The following is a 19,620-nucleotide window of genomic DNA, read 5'->3' as shown; positions in this document are numbered from 1 at the left end:
CCAAATATGCGCGCCGCAGGCTGCCGCGCCTGCGCGGCATTCCCGCAGCCTACTGCCCCCAGATGTAGATCGAGGCGAACAGGAACAGCCACACCACGTCGACGAAATGCCAGTACCAGGCCGCAGCCTCAAAGCCGATGTGGTTGTCGGGGGTGAAATGTCCGGCCCGCGCCCGCAGCAGGCAGACCAGCAGGAAGATCGTCCCGATGATCACATGCGCCCCGTGGAAACCGGTCGCCATGAAGAAGGTGGCGCCGTAGATATTGCCGCCAAAGCCGAAGGCGGCGTGGCTGTATTCATAGGCCTGGAAGCCGGTGAACAGCAGCCCCAGCACGATGGCGATCAGCAACCCCGCCTGCAGGTCCTTGCGGTTGTTCTCGTGCACCAGGGCATGATGCGCCCAGGTCGCCGCCGCCCCAGAACACAGCAGGATCAGCGTGTTGATCAGCGGCAGGTGCCAGGGGTCGAAGGTCTCGATGCCGGCGGGCGGCCACTGGCCGTCGACCGCGGGGCTGTCGGGCCCCATCGGGTAGAGCGCATGTTTGAAGAAGGTCCAGAACCAGGCGCCGAAGAACATCACCTCGGACATGATGAACAGGATGAAGCCGTAGCGCAGACCGATCCGCACCACCGGCGTGTGATCTCCGGCGGCGTTCTCCAGCACGGTGTCGCGCCACCAGCCGAACATCGTGTAGATCACGATGACCAGCCCCACCAGGAAGATCCAGAACCGCCCCTCGGTCATCAGCTGGACCGCCCCGAACAGCAGCAGGAAGGTCCCCACCGCCGCCAGGAACGGATACACCGAAGGGGTCAGAATATGGTAGTCGTGGTTCTTCTCATGCGCCATCTGGCAGGCCCTCCCGTGCGCGTCAGTTCAGCTTTCCCCCGGCCGCAGGCTGCGGCAGGTCGATCTCGTAGAAGGTATATCCAAGGGTGATTGAGGAGACGTATTTGGCGTCGCGATCCTCGACCATGGCGGGATCGACATAGAAGGTCACCGGCATCTGCACGCTCTCGCCGGGCTGCAGGACCTGCTCGGTGAAGCAAAAGCAGGCGATCTTGGTGAAAAAGCCGCCCGCCTCGTAGGGGGTGACGTTATAGCTGGCCTGACCGGCGATCACCCGGTCGGTGGGGTTGGTGGCCTCGTAGAAGGCCAGGCCCGTCTCGCCGATGCGCAGCTCCATCTCGCGCTGCAGGGGCCGGAAGGTCCAGGGCATGGCGCGGTCGGTTGCGGCCTCGAAGCGGACCTTGATGGTGCGATCCAGCACATGGTCGGGGGCGGCCTCGGCCCGCTGGGTGACGCCGCCAAAGCCGGTGACCGCGCAGAAGTAGCTGTAGGCCGGGACCGCCACCCAGGCGAGAGACCCCATGACGACGATCACCCCGATCATCTGCCAGACGGTTCGCACCTTGCGGTCCATGGCCATGGCTCAGTTCCCTCCGCTGTCCACGGATGCAGCGCCGGGAGGGAAGCGGATGTCCTGCGTCTCGACCTTGACGAAGGTCAGCACAAAGATCAGCAGGCAGAACGCGGCCAGCACGCCGCCCAAGCCCAGGTTGCGGCCCCTGCGGCGGCGGTGCAGCTCGTGTTCGCGGGTCAGAGCCATCCCCATCCCCCGTAGCCCCAGGGCTTCAGCAGCGCCTCGGCCATGATGGCGGCGAAATGCAGGAACAGATACAGCAGCGACAGTTTGAAGAACCAGCGCTCGACCTTGTAGTTGTCGGCGATGGCGGTGTCCTCGTCGCGCTTCCAGATGCGCACCGCGCCCCACAGGAAGAGCGCGTTCAGCACCACCGCGACGCTCATGTAGATCGGCCCCCCGATCGAGGTCAGCCCGGCCCCGATCGCCAGCGGCACCAGCAGCAGCGTGTAGATCACGATGTGGCGGCGCGTTGCCGGGCGGCCATGGGTGACGGTCAGCATCGGCACGCCGGCCTTGTCGTAATCGCCCTTCATGAACAGCGCCAGCGCCCAGAAGTGCGGCGGCGTCCACATGAAGATCAGCAGGAACATCAGCACCGATTCGAGGCTGATGCCCCCGGTCGCCACCGCCCAGCCGATCATCGGAGGGAAGGCACCCGCCGCGCCACCGATGACGATGTTCTGTGGCGTCCAGCGCTTCAGCCACATGGTGTAGATCACGGCGTAGAAGAAGATGGTGAAGGCCAGGAACAGACCCGAGAACAGGTTCGTCGCCAGCGCCAGCATCACGCAGGAGAAGCCCGACAGCGCCAGCCCCAGGCCAAGGGCCTCTTCCGGGCTGACCTTGCCCGCCGGGATCGGCCGCTTGGCGGTGCGTTTCATCACCGCGTCGATATCGGCATCGTACCACATGTTCAGCGCGCCCGAGGCCCCGCCGCCCACCGCGATAAAGAGAATGGCGCAGAAGGCGATGAAGGGATGCACGTGCACCGGGGCCGCCACCAGGCCCACCAGGGCGGTGAAGACCACCAGGGACATCACCCGCGGCTTCAGGAGGGCAATGTAATCGCCAAAGCTGGCGTCCCCCTCCCGCACCTGCGGATCAATGCTTGCGTCGGTCATGTCTCGTCTCTTTCACATGCCACGGCCCGCCCACCCGACGGGAACCCGCGTCTTACGGCCCCGGCAGAGGGGCAGGATCTGCCCTAGGCCGCGGGCAGATCCGAGAGCGGCACGAACCGTCCTGCTGTCCTGCTCGCCGCCATCCAGGCGTCGTAGGTCTCCTGCGCGACCACCTTGACGGTGACCGGCATGTAGGCGTGATCCTTGCCGCAAAGCTCGGAACACTGGCCAAAGTAGATCCCCTCGCGCTCGGGCTTGAACCAGAGCTGGGCGAACCGGCCGGGCACGGCGTCCTGCTTCACGCCGAAGGCCGGCACCGTCCAGGAATGGATCACATCGGCGCCGGTCACGGTCATGACCACGGTCTTGCCGACCGGCACCACAACGGCAGTGTCGGTCGCCAGAAGATATTCATCGTCGTTGTAACCGTAGGAGGCCAGTTCCTCGCGCGGTAACAGGAACCCCTCATACGCCAATCCGTCGGCCTCCGCATCCGTATATTCATATCCCCAGTACCATTGGTAGCCGGTGACCTTGATGTGGATGTCGCCTTCCGGGATCACCTGCTGCTTGAACAGCACCGGCAGCGAAAACGCCCCGATGAACAGCAAAATCAGGACCGGAACCAGGGTCCAGGTGATCTCGAGCGGGGAATTGTGGGTAAAGCTGCGCGGTTCGGGATTCGCGCGGCGATTGAACCGGAAGATGCAGATCAGCAACAGGGCGCAGACCAGCACCACCACCGCCGCGATGATCCACAGGATCATGCCCTCCAGCCAATGCACATCACGGGCCAGTTCCGTCGCGGCGGGCTGAAAGCCGATGTGCCCCGACAGGGGCTTGCCGATCACCGGCAGGTCCTCGGCGCGGACCGGCACGGCAGGCAGGGCGGCCGCAAGGGCCGCAAGGTATTTCCGATGACGCATGTCTCCTCCCCGCGGGGCGGTCGCGCTCCTCAACGGGTGGGCCCCGTTGTTTCCTCCCGCGCGAGCCCCTATCCTCTCCTGGACGACAACAATCGCTGTGCTGGCCATGACAGCCGCTTTTTTCGATTCAGATCAAGACAATCCTCGTCTTCTGCGTTGAAAAATTTGAACTTTCGCCCTTGGGTAGAACACGCATAGCGGGAAAAAGAGGCTGCTAAATGACTGGAAACGCACCGGAAACCCCCTTCCGCCCGTTCGAGACCATGCTGGACGAGGGCCGCGCCCTGGCCCTGCTGAGAGAGGCCGTCGCGGGCGCCGACGACGGAGAGCTGTTCCTGGAACGCCAGCGCGGCGAGGTGCTGCATTTCGATGACGGGCGCATCCGCACCGCCTCGTATGACGCCTCCGAGGGCTTTGGCCTGCGCGCCGTGAAGGGCGAGGTCGCGGGCTATGCCCATTCGACCGAGATCTCGGAATCCTCGCTGAAGCGTGCGGTCGCCACCGCGCGGCTGGCGGTGGGCGACGGTGGCGGCATCATGGCGCCCGCGCCGCGCGCCACCAACCGGCACCTCTATGCGGAACTGGACCCGATCGCCGGGCACAGCTTTCCGGTGAAGGTCGACACGCTGCGCGAGATCGACGCCTTCTGCCGCGACCTGGATCCCCGGGTGGTGCAGGTCAGCGCCACCATCGCCGCCTCCTGCCAGGAGATCGAGATCCTGCGCCCCGAGGGCGGCATCGTGCGCGACGTGCGTCCGATGACGCGGGTCAATGTCTCGGTCATCGTCGAGGACAAGGGCCAGCGTCAGACCGGCACCGCCGGGGGCGGCGGGCGAATCGCCCTGGACGGGCTGCTGGCCCCGCGCGACTGGCAGGCCAAGGCCCGCGAGGCACTGCGCGTCGCGCTGGTCAACCTGGAAGCCATCCCCGCCCCCGCCGGCATCATGGACGTGGTGCTGGGCAACGGCTGGCCGGGCGTCATGCTGCACGAGGCGGTGGGCCATGGCCTTGAGGGCGATTTCAACCGCAAGGGCTCTTCGGCGTTTTCCGGGCTGATCGGCCAGCAGGTTGCGGCCCGGGGCGTCACCGTGCTGGACGACGGCACGATCCCCGACCGGCGCGGCTCGATCACCATCGACGACGAAGGCACGCCCTCGCAGCGCAACGTGCTGATCGAGGACGGCATCCTGGTGGGTTACATGCAGGACCGGCAGAACGCGCGCCTGATGGGGGTCGAGCCCACCGGCAACGGGCGGCGCGAAAGCTATGCCCATGCGCCGATGCCGCGGATGACCAACACCTACATGCTGGGCGGCGATGCCGATCCCGCCGACATCGTGGCCGAGATGAAGGACGGCATCCATGCCGTGGGCTTTGGCGGCGGTCAGGTGGACATCACCAACGGCAAGTTCGTCTTCTCCTGCACCGAGGCCTATCTGGTGAAGAACGGCCAGCGCGTCGCCCCGGTAAAGGGCGCCACCCTGATCGGTGACGGCCCGGCGGCGATGAAGAAGATCCGCGCGCTTGGCAACGACATGGCGCTGGATCCGGGCATGGGCAACTGCGGCAAGGCCGGGCAATGGGTGCCGGTGGGCGTGGGCCAGCCCACTGTTCTGATTGGCGGTCTGACGGTGGGCGGCTCCGCCACCTGAGGGGACTTTCGCAATCCTGAAGCGTCCCCTTGCAACCCCGGCGCGAGGGGGCGCCCAAAACTTAAGATCTCATTAAGAATAATCTTTACCGATAATTAACCGGGCAGACCTAGGTTCGATTCTGCAAGCAGGCGGAGTCACGACGGTCGTGGGAACACATCCTTCCACTCACCCCCCACTCCCACCCACCACGGAAGATGCTCGGCTTTCGTGCCTCCGTCTCTTGCGTTCGCACCGTGTTGGTGCGGCGACCTATTTCAGGTTAATGAGTGAGCATGGTAATGCGGCAGCGGCCCTAGAGGTGCTGCCGCAGGTCGCCCGCGAAGCCGGGCTGGACCGCTATGCCCCCTGTCCCGTGTCCGTGGCCGAACAGGAACTGCGCGCCGGCGAAAAGCTGGGCGCCCGTCTGCTGGTCCATGGCACATCCGATTACCCCCAGGCACTGATGGACGTGGCGGATGCGCCGCCCCTGCTGTGGGCGCTTGGCGATCTGGCGCTGCTGCGCCGCCCGGCGATCGGGCTGGTGGGGGCGCGCAACGCCTCGTCGCTGGCGATCCGCATGGGGCGCAAGCTGGCCGCCGATCTGGGGGCTGCGGGCTATGTCACCGTGTCGGGACTAGCGCGCGGCATCGACGCGGCCGTCCACGAAGGCAGCCTGATCACCGGCACCATCGCGGTGCAGGCGGGCGGCATCGACACCCTCTATCCCCGTGAAAACGCAGAGCTTGCCCATCGCATCGCCGATCTGGGCCTGCGGTTGTCGGAACAGCCCGTGGGCCAGCCCCCCGCGGCGCGGCATTTCCCGCAGCGCAATCGCATCATCTCGGGGCTGTCGCGCGCGCTGGTGGTGGTCGAGGCCGCCGCCAAATCCGGTTCGCTGATCACCGCGCGCGATGCACTCGACCAGGGCCGGGAGGTCATGGCGGTGCCCGGCCACCCGTTCGATCCGCGCTCGGCCGGGGGCAACCTGCTGCTGCGCGACGGCGCGACGCTGGTGCGTGGCGCGGCCGACGTGCTGGAAACCCTGGGCAGCGCGGTGCCGCCGCTGGCCGCGGAGCTGCCCCTGCCCGAACCCGCCCGCCCCCGCCGGACCCTGCGCGAAACCGCGCTGCTGCACCGGCAGATCCTGGACCGGCTGGGCCCCTCGCCCATCGAGGAAGACCGCCTGATCCGCGAGGTCGCCGCCCCCGCCCAGGATATCGGCCCCGCCCTGACGGAACTGGAACTGGACGGCCTGATAGAAAGGCAACCAGGCGGCCGGATCCTGCGTCTGCCGTGATTTTCCCCACCGCGAGCAGTTGCCGCATTGCGGCATGGGCTTTCCTGCCCTCCATTGACAACCGGGGCAGAGTGCCCACATCTTCCGCCGCCAAGGTGTGACCCCAGAGTCGCCCCCCGTCGCGAAAGGAATCCGTATGCCCGTCGTCGTTGTCGAATCCCCGGCCAAGGCCAAGACAATCAACAAATACCTGGGTTCCGACTACACTGTTCTGGCCTCCTACGGGCATGTCCGCGACCTTCCCGCGAAGGACGGATCGGTGGACACGGACCACGAATTCGACATGAAGTGGGAGATCGCCGCGGACAGCAAAAAGCACGTCAAGGCGATTGCCGACGCGCTGAAAGAGGACAATGCGCTGATCCTCGCCACCGACCCTGATCGCGAGGGCGAGGCGATTTCCTGGCACCTTGAGGAAGCCCTGCGCGACCGCAAGGCGATCAAGAAGGACACGCCGGTCAGCCGCGTGGTGTTCAACGCGATCACCAAATCCGCCGTCACCGAGGCGATGAAGAACCCCCGCCAGGTCGATGCGCCCCTGGTCGAGGCCTATCTGGCCCGCCGCGCGCTGGATTACCTGGTGGGCTTCAACCTGTCGCCGGTGCTGTGGCGCAAGCTGCCCGGCGCGAAATCCGCGGGCCGCGTGCAATCGGTCTGCCTGCGCCTGATCGTCGAGCGCGAGATGGAGATCGAGGTCTTCAAGGCGCGCGAATACTGGACCGTGAAGGCTATTCTGACGACGCCGCGCGGCCAGGATTACGAGGCCCGCCTGACGCTGCTGGCGGGCAAGAAGCTGGACAAGTTCTCGATCGAGAACGCCACCCAGGCGGAACTGGCGGTGCAGGCGATCACCTCGCGGGCGCTCAGCGTCAAGTCGGTCGAGGCCAAGCCCGCCTCGCGCAACCCCTCGCCGCCCTTCATGACCTCGACCCTGCAGCAGGAAGCGTCGCGCAAGTTCTCGATGGGGGCGCGGGCGACAATGAACACCGCGCAGCGCCTCTACGAGGCCGGCCACATCACCTACATGCGGACCGACGGCATCGACATGGCCCCCGAGGCCGTGGCCGCCTGCCGCGACGCGATTGCCGACCGTTTCGGCAAGGAATACGTGCCTGCCAGCCCCCGCACCTACAAGAACAAGGCCAAGAACGCGCAGGAAGCACACGAATGCATCCGGCCCACCGACATGACCAAGGACGCCGCCGCGCTGAAGCTGTCGGATGACCAGGCCAAGCTTTACGACCTGATCTGGAAGCGGACGCTCGCCTGCCAGATGGAAGGCGCCCGGCTGGAACGCACCACCGTCGACATCGGCAGCCAGGACGGCCAGGTCGAACTGCGCGCCACCGGCCAGGTGGTGCTGTTCGACGGCTTCCTGCGGATCTACGAGGAAGGCCGCGACGACGTCGAGGGCGATGACGACAAGCGCCTGCCGCAGATCCACCAGGGCGAGGCCGCCGCCAAGAAGGACATCACCCCCGAGCAGCACTTTACCCAGCCGCCGCCGCGCTACACCGAGGCAACGCTGGTCAAGCGCATGGAAGAGCTGGGCATCGGCCGTCCCTCGACCTATGCCAGCATCGTCACGACGATCCAGGACCGCGGCTATGTGCGCAAGGACAAGAACCGCCTGATCCCCGAGGACAAGGGCCGTCTGGTGACCGCCTTCCTTGAGAACTACTTCAAGCGCTACGTGGAATACGATTTCACCGCCGGGCTGGAAGAGGAACTGGATGACGTCTCGGCGGGCGAACGCGACTACAAGGATGTGCTGGCGCGCTTCTGGCGCGATTTCCACGCCGCCGTGGAAGAAACGTCCGAACTGCGCATCACCGATGTGCTCGACAAGATCAACGAGGTGCTGGAGCCGCATCTGTTCCCGCCGACCGGCGACGGCACCGATCCGCGGCTGTGCCCGAACTGCGGCCAGGGGCGGCTGTCGATGCGCACCGCGCGCTCCGGGGGCGCGTTCATCGGCTGCTCGAACTACCCGGAATGCCGCTATACCCGTCCCTTCGGCCCCCCCGACCCCGAGGCCGAGGCCAGCGCCATCCCCCCCGACGGCAAGCTGCTGGGCGAGGATGCGGGCGACCAGATCCGCGTCTTCAAGGGCCGCTTCGGCCCCTATGTGCAGCGTGGCGAGGCGACGACCGAGAACCCCAAGCCGCCGCGCCAGTCCGTCCCCGAGGCCTGGACCCCCGAGGATCTGACCCTGGAACAGGGCGTCAAGCTGCTGCAACTGCCGCGGCTGATCGGCAGCCACCCCGAGGATGGCGTGAATGTCTGGGCCAATATCGGGCGCTACGGGCCCTATCTGAAACATGCCGACACGACCTCGAACCGGGGGGGCACCAATGCCAACCTGCCGGGTCTGGAGGACGTCTGGACCGTCGGCATGAACCATGCGGTGCAGCTGCTGGCGGAAAAGGTCGCCTCGCGCCGCGGCGGGGCCGCGGCCAAGGCCCTGAAAGAGCTGGGCGAACACCCCGAGGCCGGCGGCCCGGTCCAGATCATGGAAGGCAAGTACGGGCCCTACGTGAAATGGGACAAGATCAACGCCACCCTGGGCGAACAGGATGATCCCGAGACCCTGACCATGGCCCGCGCGGTGGAACTGATCGCCGAACGCGCCGCCAAGTCCGGCAAGAAGGTCGCGGCCAAGAAGGCGCCGAAGAAGACCGCCGCCAAGAAGGCCGATGGCGCAGCCCCCAAGAAGGCCGCCGCGAAAAAGCCCGCGGCCAAGAAGACGGCGGCCAAGAAGGCCCCCGCCAAGTCGGCCAAGGCTGCCTCTGACAGCGATCCGCTGATCGACGAGGACTGATCCGGTCCCGAAAACCTGCTGAAACGGCGCCCCCCGGGGCGCCGTTTTGCATTGCGGCACTGCCGCTGCGACGCAGCGGGAAATTGACTTCCCGGCTGTCGCGGGGTCATCTGGGCCCAAGAAACACCAGAGGAGGGTTTCCATGAAGAAGGTTTACGCCTCGGCCGCCGAGGCGCTCGATGGGCTGCTGTTCGACGGTATGCTGATTGCCGCCGGCGGCTTCGGGCTTTGCGGCATTCCGGAACTGCTGATCGAAGCCATCAAGGACGCGGGCACGAAGGATCTGACCTTTGCCTCGAACAATGCGGGGGTGGATGACTTTGGCATCGGCAAGCTGCTGACGACGCGGCAGGTCAAGAAGATGATTTCCTCCTACGTGGGCGAGAACAAGGAATTCATGCGCCAGTACCTGGGCGGAGAACTGGAGCTGGAATTCAATCCCCAAGGCACGCTGGCGGAACGGATGCGGGCGGGGGGCTGCGGCATCCCGGGCTTCTACACCAAGACCGGCGTCGGCACGGTCATCGCGGAAGGCAAGGAACACAAGGACTTCGACGGTCAGACCTATATCATGGAGACGGGGATCTTTGCCGATCTGTCGATCGTGAAGGCCTGGAAGGCCGACACCACCGGCAATGCGATCTTTCGCAAGACGGCGCGCAACTTCAACCCGCCCGCCGCCATGTGCGGCAAGGTCTGCGTCATGGAGGTCGAGGAGATCGTCGAACCCGGCGCACTGGATCCCGATCACATCCACCTGCCCGGCATCTACGTGCACCGCATCATCCAGGGCGACCACGAAAAGCGCATCGAGCAGCGCACCACCCGCCAGAAGGAGAACGTCTGATGCCCTGGGACCGCAACCAGATGGCCGCCCGCGCGGCGCAGGAACTGGAAGACGGCATGTACGTGAACCTCGGCATCGGGATCCCGACGCTGGTGGCGAACTATGTCGGCGACAAGGACATCACGCTGCAATCCGAAAACGGCATGCTGGGCATGGGCCCCTTCCCCTATGAAGGCGAAGAGGACCCCGACCTGATCAACGCCGGCAAGCAGACCATCACCGAACTGCCGAAGACCGCCTATTTCGACAGTGCGACCTCTTTCGGGATGATCCGCGGTGGCAAGATCGCGGCCGCGGTGCTGGGCGCGATGGAAGTGGCCGAAAACGGCGATCTGGCGAACTGGATGATCCCCGGCAAGCTGGTCAAGGGCATGGGCGGCGCCATGGACCTGGTGGCGGGCGTCGGCCGCGTCATCGTGGTGATGGACCACCAGAACAAGGCCGGGGAATCGAAGGTGCTGAAGGCCTGCACCCTGCCGCTGACCGGCAAGGGGGTGGTCGATCTGATCATCTCGAACCTCGGGGTGCTGAAGGTGGTCGAGGGCGGCCTGCAGATCGTCGAACTGGCCCCCGATGTCTCGGAGGCCGAGATGCGCGCCGCGACCGAAGGCACCATCCTCTAGGTCCCGTCGACCCCAGACCATCTTCGGGGGGCCGTGACGGCCCTCCGAAACGGCGCCCGACCGGGCCACATCGCAGGCCGCTATTCGGCGGCGCGGGCGACGCGGCCGGGGGTGCCCTCCAGCGGGGTCTCGATCAGCCGAAGCGAGATCACGAAGGCCAGCGCCGCGCCCGCCGCCCCGCACAGGAACAGCGGATGCAGCGCCGCCGAGAACCCCTCCAGCACCGAGGCGCGCAGCGCGGGCTCCAGATGGGCGACGATATCGGTGGTCAGTTCGCGCACATTGCCGACCTGCGGCAAGAGCGGCGCCACGTGATGCGCCAGCCCGGTGTTGAACACCGCCCCGAAGATCGAGGTCCCGATGGATCCGCCGATCAGCCGGAACATGTTGGCCGAGGCCGTCCCCACCCCCAGATGCTGCCGCGGGATCGAGGTCTGGATCGACACCACGCCGACGCTCAGGTTCGGGCCGATGCCCAGCCCCACCAGCGCCAGGTTGCAGGCGATGCGCCACAGCGGGGTTTCCGGGCCGATGGTGGTCAGCGCCAGCAGCGCCAGCGTCAGAAGGCCGGTGGCCAGCGGCGGCAGGATCTTGTAGCGGCCGGTGGCGGTCATGATGCGGCCGGCGCTGAAGGACCCGCCGATCAGCCCGGCCATCATCGCGATCAGGTAGATGCCGCTTTGCGCCGGCGCCACCCCCTGCACCACCTGCAGATACATCGGCATGAAGGAAATCGTGCCGAACATCGCCATGCCCACCAGCAGGTTGACCCCGTTGGCCACCTGAAAGTTGCGCACCCCGAACAGCGGCAGCGGCAGCACCGGTTCGGCGGCGCGGCGTTCGGTGCGGATGAAGCCCGCCAGCGCCAGCACGACCACCGCCCCCAGCACGATCACCGGCGCCGACCGCCAGGGCAGCACGCTGCCCGCCAGGTTCGCCACCAGCACCAGCGCGCTGATCAGCAGCATCAGAAGCCCCGCGCCTAGGTAGTCCATCCGGTGCGGCACCGGGGCCTCTGGGCGCTTCAGGCTGCGGCTCAGGACCACGAAGGCGGCGATGCCGAAGGGGATGTTGACGAAGAAGATCCAGTGCCAGCCCACCGATTGCACCAGCAGGCCGCCCACCAGCGGCCCCAGCACCGTCGAGATCCCGAAGACCCCCGACAGCGCCCCCTGCGCCCGTGCTCTTTCGCGGGGCGGCAGCACGTCGGCCACAACCGCCATCGACACCACGATCAGCGTCCCACCCCCAAGGCCCTGCACGATCCGCCCCAGGATCAGCACCGGCATCGACCAGGCCATCCCGGCGATCCAGCCGCCCACCAGAAAGATCCCGATGCCGAATTGCAGCACGATCTTGCGGCCGTACATGTCGCCCAGCTTGCCCGCGATGGGCGCCGCGATGGTCGAGGCCACCAGATAGGCCGTCACCACCCAGGTGATATAGGACAGCCCGCCCAGATCGCTGACGATCTGCGGCAGCGCGGTCGAGACGATCGACTGCCCCGTCGAGGCCAGGAACAACGTCAGGCAGACGGTGATCAGGATCACCCGCACGACGGCCGGATCGGGGCCCTGCGCGGCCTCCTGCGCCGGACCCGGGCCCGGTGAAGTGTCGTTACGCATCTGCTCTCAAACTTTCGTCTGTTCCGCCCTGCGGCGGAACCGCGCCATGGCAAGCCTGGCCGCATCTTGATACCGTGACTGCTACAGAATATGTGCAGGCCTCAAAAACATGTCAACAGCATGTAATTGCCTGAAGCACGGGTAGAAGGTAGAACAGGTATGGCAAAGAGGGACGACCAGATGGCAGCCTTTCTGTCGGCCGCCGGCATCCCCGAGGGGGTGACCCAGCAGGCGCTGGCGATCGACGCGATCCTGCAGGACTGGCGGCGGCGGTTTTCCCGCCGGGAACTGGGGCGCATGGCGCTGCAGGAACTGGGTCTGGATCTGGATCTGCCAAAGCTTGACGTGCTGGTGGCGGCCTGGGCGCCGGTCAACGAATTCGGCGAACCGGACGCGGAAACCATGGTCTCGACCATCGCGACGCGGCTGGGCATCGACCCGTCGCGGGCCTCGCGGCTGGTCAGCGACCTGATCGGCCAGGGGCTGGTGCGGCGGGGGGTCTCGCAGCAGGATGCCCGGCGCACCATCGTCGAGCTGACCCCCCGCGGCGAGGCCGTGGTCGAGGCCGTCCGCACCATCAAGTTCCTGATCCTGGGCGATTTCCTGAAAGGCTGGTCCGAGGACGAGGTGACCACCTTCCTGCCGCTTCTGGACCGCTTCGCCACCTGGTCCGAAGAGGCGCATGACAAGGGCACGACCTCCTACGCGCCGACGATCTCGCGCCTGCGCGAGACGCTTGGACAGGCGGCGGCGCAGGACTAGCGCCCGGCCGTGCCCCCCCGCCCCCTGCCCGCCTTCCTGCAGGACTGGTTCCGCACCCGCGGCTGGCAGATCCATCCGCACCAGCAGCAGATGCTGGACCATGCAGGCGATGCCGCCCGCCTGCTGATCGCCCCCACCGGCGGTGGCAAGACGCTGGCGGGCTTCCTGCCCTCGCTGGTGGAAATGGCAGAGGGGCACACCGGGCTGCACACGCTCTATGTCTCGCCGCTGAAGGCGCTGGCGGCGGACATCCGGCGCAACCTGGACACCCCGATCGCCCAGATGGGCCTGCCGATCCGGGTCGAGGACCGCACCGGCGACACCTCCTCCGCGCAAAAGCGCCGCCAGCGCGCCGACCCGCCGCAGATCCTGCTGACCACCCCCGAAAGCCTGGCGTTGCTCCTCAGCTACGAGGACGCGCCGCGGATCTTTCGCGGCCTGTCGCGCGTCGTCGTGGACGAGGTGCACGCGCTGGCGGAAAGCAAGCGGGGCGACCAGCTGATGCTGGCGCTGGCGCGGCTGGAAACGCTCTGCCCCGGGCTGCGCCGCGTGGGCCTCTCTGCCACGGTCGAGGACCCGGCCGCGCTGGCGCAGTTCTTCGCCCCCCATCCCGCCCCCTGCGCGATCCAGCAGGCCGATCCCGGCCCGCCCCCCGACATCGCCATGCTGCACACCCGCGCCCTGCCGCCCTGGTCCGGCAATGGCGCCCTTCATGCCGTCGAAGAGGTGCTGGAGCAGGTCCGCCGCCACCGCATCACGCTGATCTTCCACAACACCCGCGCCCAGGCCGAGCTGTTCTTCCACGCCCTGTGGATGGCCAACGAGGACGGCCTGCCGATCGGCATCCACCATGGCAGCCTCGACCGGGTGCAGCGCGAGCGGGTCGAACGCGCCATGGTCCAGGGCCGCCTGCGCGCCGTGGTCTGCACCGGCAGCCTGGACCTGGGCCTTGACTGGGGGGATGTGGATCTGGTGATCCAGATCGGTGCGCCCAAGAACGTCAAGCGGCTGGTGCAGCGGATCGGGCGCGCCAATCACCGCTACAACGCCCCCTCGAAGGCGCTGCTGGTGCCCGCCAACCGCTTCGAGGTCGTCGAATGCGAGGCCGCGCTCGAGGCCGTGCGCGACAATGACCTGGACGGAGAGCCCCGCGGCCCCGGGCCCCGCGACGTGCTGTGCCAGCAGATCCTGATCGCCGCCTGTGCCGGGCCCTTCACGGCCGATGCCCTGTTCGAGGAAATCCGCGGCGCCGGGCCCTATGCGACGCTGGCGCGTGCGGCCTTCGACGCCTGCCTGGATTTCGTCGCCACCGGCGGCTATGCGCTGCGCGCCTATGACCAGTGGCAACGGCTGAAACAGGCCCCCGACGGGCGCTGGCAGCTGCGCGATCCGCGCGCCGCCCGGCTGATCCGGATGAACATCGGCACGATCCAGGACAGCGACCGGCTGAAGGTGCGCCTGAAGCGCGGCGGCGGCAAACCCCTGGGCGAGATCGAGGAATCCTTTGCCGCCAGCCTGACCCCCGGCGACACCTTCCTGATCGGCGGCCGCATCGTGCGCTACGAGGGCCTGCGCGAGATGACCGTCGAAGTCACCCGCGATCCCGGCCGCAAGCCGAAGATCGCAGTCTTTTCCGGGACCAAGTTCGCCACCTCGACCCAGCTGTCGCAGCGCATCCTGCGGATGTTCCAGCAGCCCGACTGGCCCGAACTGCCCGCCCATACCGCCGACTGGCTGGCGCTGCAGCGGCAGGTCTCGCGCTTGCCGCAACCGGGGCGGCTGCTGGTGGAAAGCTTTCCCCATGACGGGCGCGAACATCTTTGCGTCTACGGTTTCGCCGGGCGCAACGCCATGCAGACGCTGGGCCTGCTGCTGACCAAGCGGATGGAGGACGCGGGCCTTGCGCCGCTGGGTTTTGTCGCCACCGATTACGCGACGCTGATCTGGGGGCTGGAAACCGTGCCCGACCCCGCGCCGCTTTTCGCCCCCGCCGCCCTGCGCGAAGGGCTTGAGGGCTGGCTGGCGGGCAATGCGGTGATGAAGCGCAGCTTCCGCGCCTCGGCCACCATCGCCGGGCTGATCACCCGCAACACGCCTCAGGCGCGCAAGACCGGGCGGCAGGCGACGTTTTCCTCGGACATCCTCTATGACACGCTGCTGCGCTACGACCCGGGCCACCTGATGCTGCAGATCACCCGCGAAGAGGCGATGCGCGGCCTGATCGACTTTGCCCGCCTGCAGGACATGACCACCCGCATCGCCGGCCGCATCGACCACCTGCGCCTGTCGCGCGTCAGCCCGCTGGCGGCACCGCTGTTTCTGGAACGCGGCCGCGTGCCCGTCGAGGGCGAGGGCCGCGCGCGCCTCGATGCACAGGAGGCCCAGCGACTGATGCAGGCGGCGGGCCTCTCGTGACCCATCAGATCACCCTGGCCGGTGCGGATCTGCGGGCGCTGGCCTCGGGGGCGCTGCACTGGCCCGCGCAGGGGCTGCTGTGCGTTTCGGACCTGCACTTTGGCAAGGCGGAACGTCAGGCCCGCCGCGGCGGCCCCGTCCTGCCCCCCTACGAGATCACCGATACCCTCGCCCGGCTCGACCAGGCCCTGACCGAAACCACTGCCACCACCGTCCTGTGCCTGGGCGACAGCTTTGACGATGCCGCCGCCGCCCGCGCCCTGCCCGACGCGGACCGCGCGACGCTGGCGCGGCTGCAACGGGGCCGCCGCTGGATCTGGATCGAGGGCAACCACGACCCCGCCGCCCCCGGCCCCGGAGGCGAATCCCTACCCGACCTTACCCTGGGGCCACTCAGCTTCCGCCACATCGCCGACCCCGCCGCCCGGGCCGAGGTCTCGGGGCATTACCATCCGAAGGCCGTGCTGCGCGGCCGCGCCCGCCCTGCCTTCCTGCTGGATGCGGACCGGCTGATCCTTCCCGCCTTCGGCACCTATACCGGTGGGCTGGCCAGCCACGCCCCGGTGCTGTCCCGCCTGATGCGCCCCGACGCCCGCGCCCTGCTGACCGGCCCCGGCGCCCCGGTCATCCCGATGCCCCGCCGCTGATCCGCCCCACTGTTGACTCGCCAGACAGGAGACCGCCGCAATCCCGCCCCTGTGCCCCGCCCCCTGTTCGCCCCGGGAAACATCCCATATCCTGTCCCAAAAAGGTCGCGCCCAAAACCAAGCCTTCGAGCCCAGGGAACCATCCCCCGCCCGGATCGTTGATCCTGCAGACGCAAGATAATCCCTGCCTGTAGGAGACTGTCATGAGCGCTGCCGCCCTTGTGTTCCATGCAAGTTTTGCCGCCACCCTCGTGGTCGCATGCCTGATCTTCGCATGAACCCGACCGAACCGGTTGTGTAACCAGTACCGGGCCCGTTACGGCCCATCGGGTCCGTCCTTCGGGGCGGGCCCTTTCAGCGAAAGAACCGCCGGCGCGCCTCTTCCTCGATCGCCAGTCGCAGCTGCAGATCCGCCAGTTTGGCCATCTCGCGCTTACGCGCCGCCGGCTCGACCGTCCCGGCCAGAACCTTCGCCTGCGCCGCCACGGCCTTTTTCAGTTCGATCTCGCGCGGCAGGGCACCCGCTTCGGCCATGATGCGGAATCCCACCGCCTCGGCACTGCCGCCATCCTGCGCCGCCGCCAGGGGCTTGCCCGCCCCCTCCAGCTTGTCGAACTGCCCCTCGGCCTGCGCTTTCAGGATTTGCCGCTCGGCCATGTCTCCGGTCTTCATCCCGCGCCCTCCAGGAACGGCAGCCCCGGCGCCCAGGGCCGTTGTACCGGCACGAACAGCCGCAACTGCGCTCCCAGCTCCAGCACCCCCGGACGCTCGACCCAGGCCGTGACGCCGCGCCGCGCCTTCGCCGCCCGGCGGAACCCCTTGCCCAGCCCCGGATGCACCGCCTCGATCTCGCGCGCGGGCAGCTGGCAGGGCAGGTTCTCCATGTCGATGGTCAGGGTCGCGCCCCCCTCGGCCTGCAACCGGCTCGAGGGCGGCAGATGGGTGAAATCGGGGATCCCCTCGACCACCATGCTGGCCCCCAGCAACGCCGGATCCAGTTCCTCCAGCCCCATGCGCGCGGCAATCCCTGCCAGCTCCTCCGCCGACAGGATGCTCAGTTGCCTGACATTGCGGATCTCAGCCCCCGCCGGGTAAAGCGCCCGCACCCGGCTGCAGGCCGGCCGCGTCAGCCCGCCATGCGCCTCGCCCACGGGCCCGTCGAACCCAACCTCCAGCCGCGACACGCCCCCCGAGGCCAGCGCCGCCCCGCGATCCGCCACCCGACCCAGCCAGGTGATCCGCCCCACGCACTCCGCCGCCTCCAGCGCCGCCATCGCATCCCTCCGTCAAACCCGCATCTACCCTGCCGCAGCCCTCCCCCCGCGACAAGCCTCGCCGCCCCGGTTCCCCGTCATCTGGCCCCAAATACTCCGGGGGAGTCCCCGCAGGGGACGGGGGCAGCGCCCCCCGCACCGCCCGCCGAAACGAAACCGGGGCCCCCAAGGGGACCCCGACGCACGTTCTCTGTTTTCCGGGCTCTGTTTTCCGGGCTCGGCTTTCCGGGCCTCAGGCCTGGGGTTCCGGCTCCATGCCGGGTTTGCTGCGCGGCTTGGTCTTCGGGATCGACGTGACCGAGGCCGCATTGCCCGCATCGGTCTTGTCGTCGCCATCCGGCGAGGAATGCGGCGGCTCGCCACGCACCACGCGCTCGATCTCGGCGCCGGTCAGGGTTTCGTATTCCAGCAGGCCCTGGGCCAGCAGCTCCCATTCCGCCTGGCGTTCGCTCAGGATGCGGTAGGCCTCGCGGTAGCCCTCGTCGATGATCCGCTTGACCTCTTCCTCGATCAGCTCCTTCGTATGCGCCGAGATCGAGAACCCCCCGGCCCCGCCCCCGCGGAACGCTTCGGCGGCCTCCTGGTAGTCGATGTTGCCGACCTTGTCGGACATGCCCCACCGCATCACCATGGCCCGCGCCAGGTTCGACGCCTGCATGATATCGCCCGAGGGACCGTTCGACACGGCACCTTCGCCCCATTTCATGATCTCGGCCGCCTTGCCCGCCATGGTCATGGCGATCTTCTGTTCCAGCTCGTCCTTGAAATAGTTCAGCTGGTCCATTTCCGGCAGCGACATCACCATGCCCAGGGCCTGGCCGCGGGGAATGATGGTGGCCTTGTAGACCGGGTCGCATTTCGGCAGCGTCATGCCGACGATGGCGTGGCCGGCCTCGTGATAGGCGGTCATTTCCTTCTGCGCAGGCGTCATGACCATCGAGCGGCGCTCGGCGCCCATCATGATCTTGTCCTTGGCGTTCTCGAAATCGATCATCGTGACAAAGCGGCGGCCGACTCGGGCGGCCATCAGCGCCGCCTCGTTCACCAGGTTCGCCAGATCCGCCCCCGAGAAGCCCGGGCAGCCGCGCGCGATGATGCGCAGGTCCACATCGGGGCCCAGCGGCGTCTTGCGAGCATGGACGTTCAGGATCTTCTCGCGGCCCTTCACATCGGGGTTGGGCACCGTCACCTGACGGTCGAAACGGCCCGGGCGCAGCAGCGCGGGGTCCAGAACATCGCGGCGGTTGGTGGCCGCGACGATGATCACGCCCTCGTTGGCCTCGAAGCCGTCCATCTCGACCAGCAGCTGGTTGAGGGTCTGTTCGCGCTCGTCATTGCCGCCGCCGTAACCGGCGCCACGATGGCGGCCCACGGCGTCGATCTCGTCGATGAAGACGATGCAGGGGGCGTTCTTCTTGGCCTGTTCGAACATGTCGCGCACGCGAGAGGCACCGACACCCACGAACATCTCGACGAAATCGGACCCCGAGATGGTGAAGAAGGGCACGCCCGCCTCGCCCGCGATCGCGCGCGCCAGCAGCGTCTTACCGGTGCCCGGAGGGCCGACCAGCAGCGCGCCTTTCGGGATCTTGCCGCCCAGGCGGCTGAATTTCTGCGGGTTGCGCAGGAATTCGACGATCTCTTCCAGCTCTTCCTTGGCCTCGTCGATGCCGGCCACGTCGTCAAAGGTCACTCGGCCATGCTTTTCGGTCAGCAGCTTGGCGCGCGACTTGCCAAAGCCCATCGCGCCGCCCTTCCCGCCGCCCTGCATCCGGTTCATGAAGTAGATCCAGACGCCGATCAGCAGCAGGATCGGCAGCAGCGAGATGATGAAGGCCTGGAACCCGCTCTCCTCCTGGCTTTTCGCCGAGACGGGGATGTTCTTCGACAGCAACAGCTGGGTCACTTCCGCATCCTGCGGCTTGATCGCCATGTAATCCTTGCCGTCCGAGCCCCGGTACAGAACCTTTTCGCCATCCAGGGTCACGGATTGCACGAAGCCGTCGTTCACCTCCTGCACGAATTGCGAGTACGGCCGGTTGGTGCTTTGCAGCGTGTTGCCCGACCCGCTGAACAGGTTGAACAGCGCCACGATCAGCAGCAGCAGCACGGCCCAGAAAGCGAGGTTTTTTGCGGTGCCCACAAGAGCTCTCCCATCAATCTTGTGCCAATGCGGGTAACACAGTGGCGTCCGGGATAAA

Annotated in this window: 17 protein-coding genes; 8 read left to right on the top strand and 9 right to left on the bottom strand. The window is 67.3% G+C overall.

Annotation, left to right across the window (positions count from 1 at the left end):
- Positions 1 to 49: 49 nt before the first annotated feature.
- The 5 genes from AC2ITM_RS04945 to coxB form a co-directional block, all read right to left on the bottom strand.
- Positions 50 to 850 (bottom strand): cytochrome c oxidase subunit 3, encoded by an 801-nt coding sequence (locus AC2ITM_RS04945; protein WP_486468715.1) that lies wholly within the window; start codon positions 848 to 850, stop codon positions 50 to 52.
- A 22-nt stretch (positions 851 to 872) separates the two neighbouring features.
- Positions 873 to 1,430, bottom strand: a complete 558-nt coding sequence (locus AC2ITM_RS04940; protein WP_486468714.1) for a cytochrome c oxidase assembly protein — start codon at positions 1,428 to 1,430, stop codon at positions 873 to 875.
- Positions 1,431 to 1,433: 3 nt separating this feature from the next.
- Positions 1,434 to 1,610 carry a cytochrome C oxidase assembly protein gene (locus AC2ITM_RS04935; RefSeq protein ID WP_486468713.1) on the bottom strand — a complete coding sequence of 59 codons (177 nt, stop codon included), beginning with the start codon at positions 1,608 to 1,610 and terminating at the stop codon, positions 1,434 to 1,436.
- Entirely contained in the window at positions 1,601 to 2,548 is a 948-nt protein-coding gene (gene cyoE, locus AC2ITM_RS04930) for a heme o synthase (RefSeq protein WP_486468712.1), read from the bottom strand. Before cyoE ends, AC2ITM_RS04935 begins: the two co-directional genes overlap by 10 nt.
- Positions 2,549 to 2,631: 83 nt before the next feature.
- Complete coding sequence (coxB, locus tag AC2ITM_RS04925) at positions 2,632 to 3,474, bottom strand: cytochrome c oxidase subunit II (protein ID WP_486468711.1); 843 nt, start codon at positions 3,472 to 3,474, stop codon at positions 2,632 to 2,634.
- A gap of 218 nt (positions 3,475 to 3,692) precedes the next feature.
- Here coxB and tldD point away from each other — a divergent pair, with 218 nt between their 5' ends.
- The 5 genes from tldD (at position 3,693) to AC2ITM_RS04900 (ending at position 10,696) form a co-directional block, all read left to right on the top strand.
- On the top strand, positions 3,693 to 5,126 hold the full coding sequence (gene tldD, locus AC2ITM_RS04920) for a metalloprotease TldD (protein WP_486468710.1): 1,434 nt from the start codon (positions 3,693 to 3,695) through the stop codon (positions 5,124 to 5,126).
- Between the two features lie 148 nt (positions 5,127 to 5,274).
- Complete coding sequence (gene dprA / locus AC2ITM_RS04915) at positions 5,275 to 6,405, top strand: DNA-processing protein DprA (protein ID WP_486468709.1); 1,131 nt, start codon at positions 5,275 to 5,277, stop codon at positions 6,403 to 6,405.
- Between the two features lie 136 nt (positions 6,406 to 6,541).
- A complete protein-coding gene (gene topA, locus AC2ITM_RS04910; RefSeq protein WP_486468708.1) occupies positions 6,542 to 9,226 on the top strand; it encodes a type I DNA topoisomerase in 2,685 nt (894 codons plus the stop codon).
- Positions 9,227 to 9,368: 142 nt separating this feature from the next.
- Positions 9,369 to 10,073 carry a CoA transferase subunit A gene (locus tag AC2ITM_RS04905; RefSeq protein WP_486468707.1) on the top strand — a complete coding sequence of 235 codons (705 nt, stop codon included), beginning with the start codon at positions 9,369 to 9,371 and terminating at the stop codon, positions 10,071 to 10,073.
- A complete protein-coding gene (locus AC2ITM_RS04900; protein ID WP_486468706.1) occupies positions 10,073 to 10,696 on the top strand; it encodes a 3-oxoacid CoA-transferase subunit B in 624 nt (207 codons plus the stop codon). The genes AC2ITM_RS04905 and AC2ITM_RS04900 overlap by 1 nt, the downstream gene beginning before the upstream one ends.
- 80 nt (positions 10,697 to 10,776) lie before the next feature.
- Here the strand turns inward: AC2ITM_RS04900 and AC2ITM_RS04895 are convergent, their stop codons facing one another.
- Complete coding sequence (locus AC2ITM_RS04895; RefSeq protein ID WP_486468705.1) at positions 10,777 to 12,321, bottom strand: MDR family MFS transporter; 1,545 nt, start codon at positions 12,319 to 12,321, stop codon at positions 10,777 to 10,779.
- A 180-nt stretch (positions 12,322 to 12,501) separates the two neighbouring features.
- On the opposite strand from AC2ITM_RS04895, the gene AC2ITM_RS04890 reads away from it, so the two are divergent.
- Genes AC2ITM_RS04890 through pdeM form a run of 3 tightly spaced genes read left to right on the top strand, consistent with a single transcriptional unit; the run spans position 12,502 to position 16,145 of the window.
- Positions 12,502 to 13,083 (top strand): MarR family winged helix-turn-helix transcriptional regulator, encoded by a 582-nt coding sequence (locus tag AC2ITM_RS04890; RefSeq protein ID WP_486468704.1) that lies wholly within the window; start codon positions 12,502 to 12,504, stop codon positions 13,081 to 13,083.
- Between the two features lie 9 nt (positions 13,084 to 13,092).
- Complete coding sequence (locus AC2ITM_RS04885; protein WP_486468703.1) at positions 13,093 to 15,498, top strand: ligase-associated DNA damage response DEXH box helicase; 2,406 nt, start codon at positions 13,093 to 13,095, stop codon at positions 15,496 to 15,498.
- Positions 15,495 to 16,145, top strand: a complete 651-nt coding sequence (gene pdeM / locus AC2ITM_RS04880) for a ligase-associated DNA damage response endonuclease PdeM (RefSeq protein ID WP_486468702.1) — start codon at positions 15,495 to 15,497, stop codon at positions 16,143 to 16,145. The genes AC2ITM_RS04885 and pdeM overlap by 4 nt, the downstream gene beginning before the upstream one ends.
- A gap of 354 nt (positions 16,146 to 16,499) precedes the next feature.
- Here the strand turns inward: pdeM and AC2ITM_RS04875 are convergent, their stop codons facing one another.
- The 3 genes from AC2ITM_RS04875 to ftsH all read right to left on the bottom strand — a co-directional run bounded on the left by AC2ITM_RS04875 (position 16,500) and on the right by ftsH (position 19,562).
- Positions 16,500 to 16,817, bottom strand: coding sequence for a DnaJ family domain-containing protein (locus tag AC2ITM_RS04875; protein ID WP_486468701.1), 318 nt, complete (start codon positions 16,815 to 16,817; stop codon positions 16,500 to 16,502).
- Positions 16,814 to 17,419, bottom strand: coding sequence for an MOSC domain-containing protein (locus AC2ITM_RS04870; protein ID WP_486468700.1), 606 nt, complete (start codon positions 17,417 to 17,419; stop codon positions 16,814 to 16,816). The genes AC2ITM_RS04875 and AC2ITM_RS04870 overlap by 4 nt, the downstream gene beginning before the upstream one ends.
- A 232-nt stretch (positions 17,420 to 17,651) precedes the next feature.
- Positions 17,652 to 19,562: an ATP-dependent zinc metalloprotease FtsH gene (gene ftsH / locus AC2ITM_RS04865; RefSeq protein ID WP_486468699.1), complete on the bottom strand. Its 1,911-nt coding sequence runs from the start codon at positions 19,560 to 19,562 to the stop codon at positions 17,652 to 17,654.
- Between the last annotated feature and the right edge of the window lie 58 nt (positions 19,563 to 19,620).

The organism is Pseudooceanicola sp. NS-SX9 (genome assembly GCF_057380705.1).
Note: the sequence above shows the minus strand (reverse complement) of the source record. Positions and strands in the feature narration are given on the sequence as shown.

Coding starts and splice junctions, on each gene's coding strand:
- AC2ITM_RS04940 (WP_486468714.1), bottom strand. CDS start 1,430: ATGGCCATGGACCGCAAGGTGCGAACCGTCTGGCAGATGATCGGGGTG.
- AC2ITM_RS04890 (WP_486468704.1), top strand. CDS start 12,502: ATGGCAGCCTTTCTGTCGGCCGCCGGCATCCCCGAGGGGGTGACCCAG.
- AC2ITM_RS04905 (WP_486468707.1), top strand. CDS start 9,369: ATGAAGAAGGTTTACGCCTCGGCCGCCGAGGCGCTCGATGGGCTGCTG.
- cyoE (WP_486468712.1), bottom strand. CDS start 2,548: ATGACCGACGCAAGCATTGATCCGCAGGTGCGGGAGGGGGACGCCAGC.
- tldD (WP_486468710.1), top strand. CDS start 3,693: ATGACTGGAAACGCACCGGAAACCCCCTTCCGCCCGTTCGAGACCATG.
- coxB (WP_486468711.1), bottom strand. CDS start 3,474: ATGCGTCATCGGAAATACCTTGCGGCCCTTGCGGCCGCCCTGCCTGCC.
- AC2ITM_RS04875 (WP_486468701.1), bottom strand. CDS start 16,817: ATGAAGACCGGAGACATGGCCGAGCGGCAAATCCTGAAAGCGCAGGCC.
- AC2ITM_RS04900 (WP_486468706.1), top strand. CDS start 10,073: ATGCCCTGGGACCGCAACCAGATGGCCGCCCGCGCGGCGCAGGAACTG.
- topA (WP_486468708.1), top strand. CDS start 6,542: ATGCCCGTCGTCGTTGTCGAATCCCCGGCCAAGGCCAAGACAATCAAC.
- AC2ITM_RS04870 (WP_486468700.1), bottom strand. CDS start 17,419: ATGGCGGCGCTGGAGGCGGCGGAGTGCGTGGGGCGGATCACCTGGCTG.
- AC2ITM_RS04935 (WP_486468713.1), bottom strand. CDS start 1,610: ATGGCTCTGACCCGCGAACACGAGCTGCACCGCCGCCGCAGGGGCCGC.
- AC2ITM_RS04895 (WP_486468705.1), bottom strand. CDS start 12,321: ATGCGTAACGACACTTCACCGGGCCCGGGTCCGGCGCAGGAGGCCGCG.
- AC2ITM_RS04945 (WP_486468715.1), bottom strand. CDS start 850: ATGGCGCATGAGAAGAACCACGACTACCATATTCTGACCCCTTCGGTG.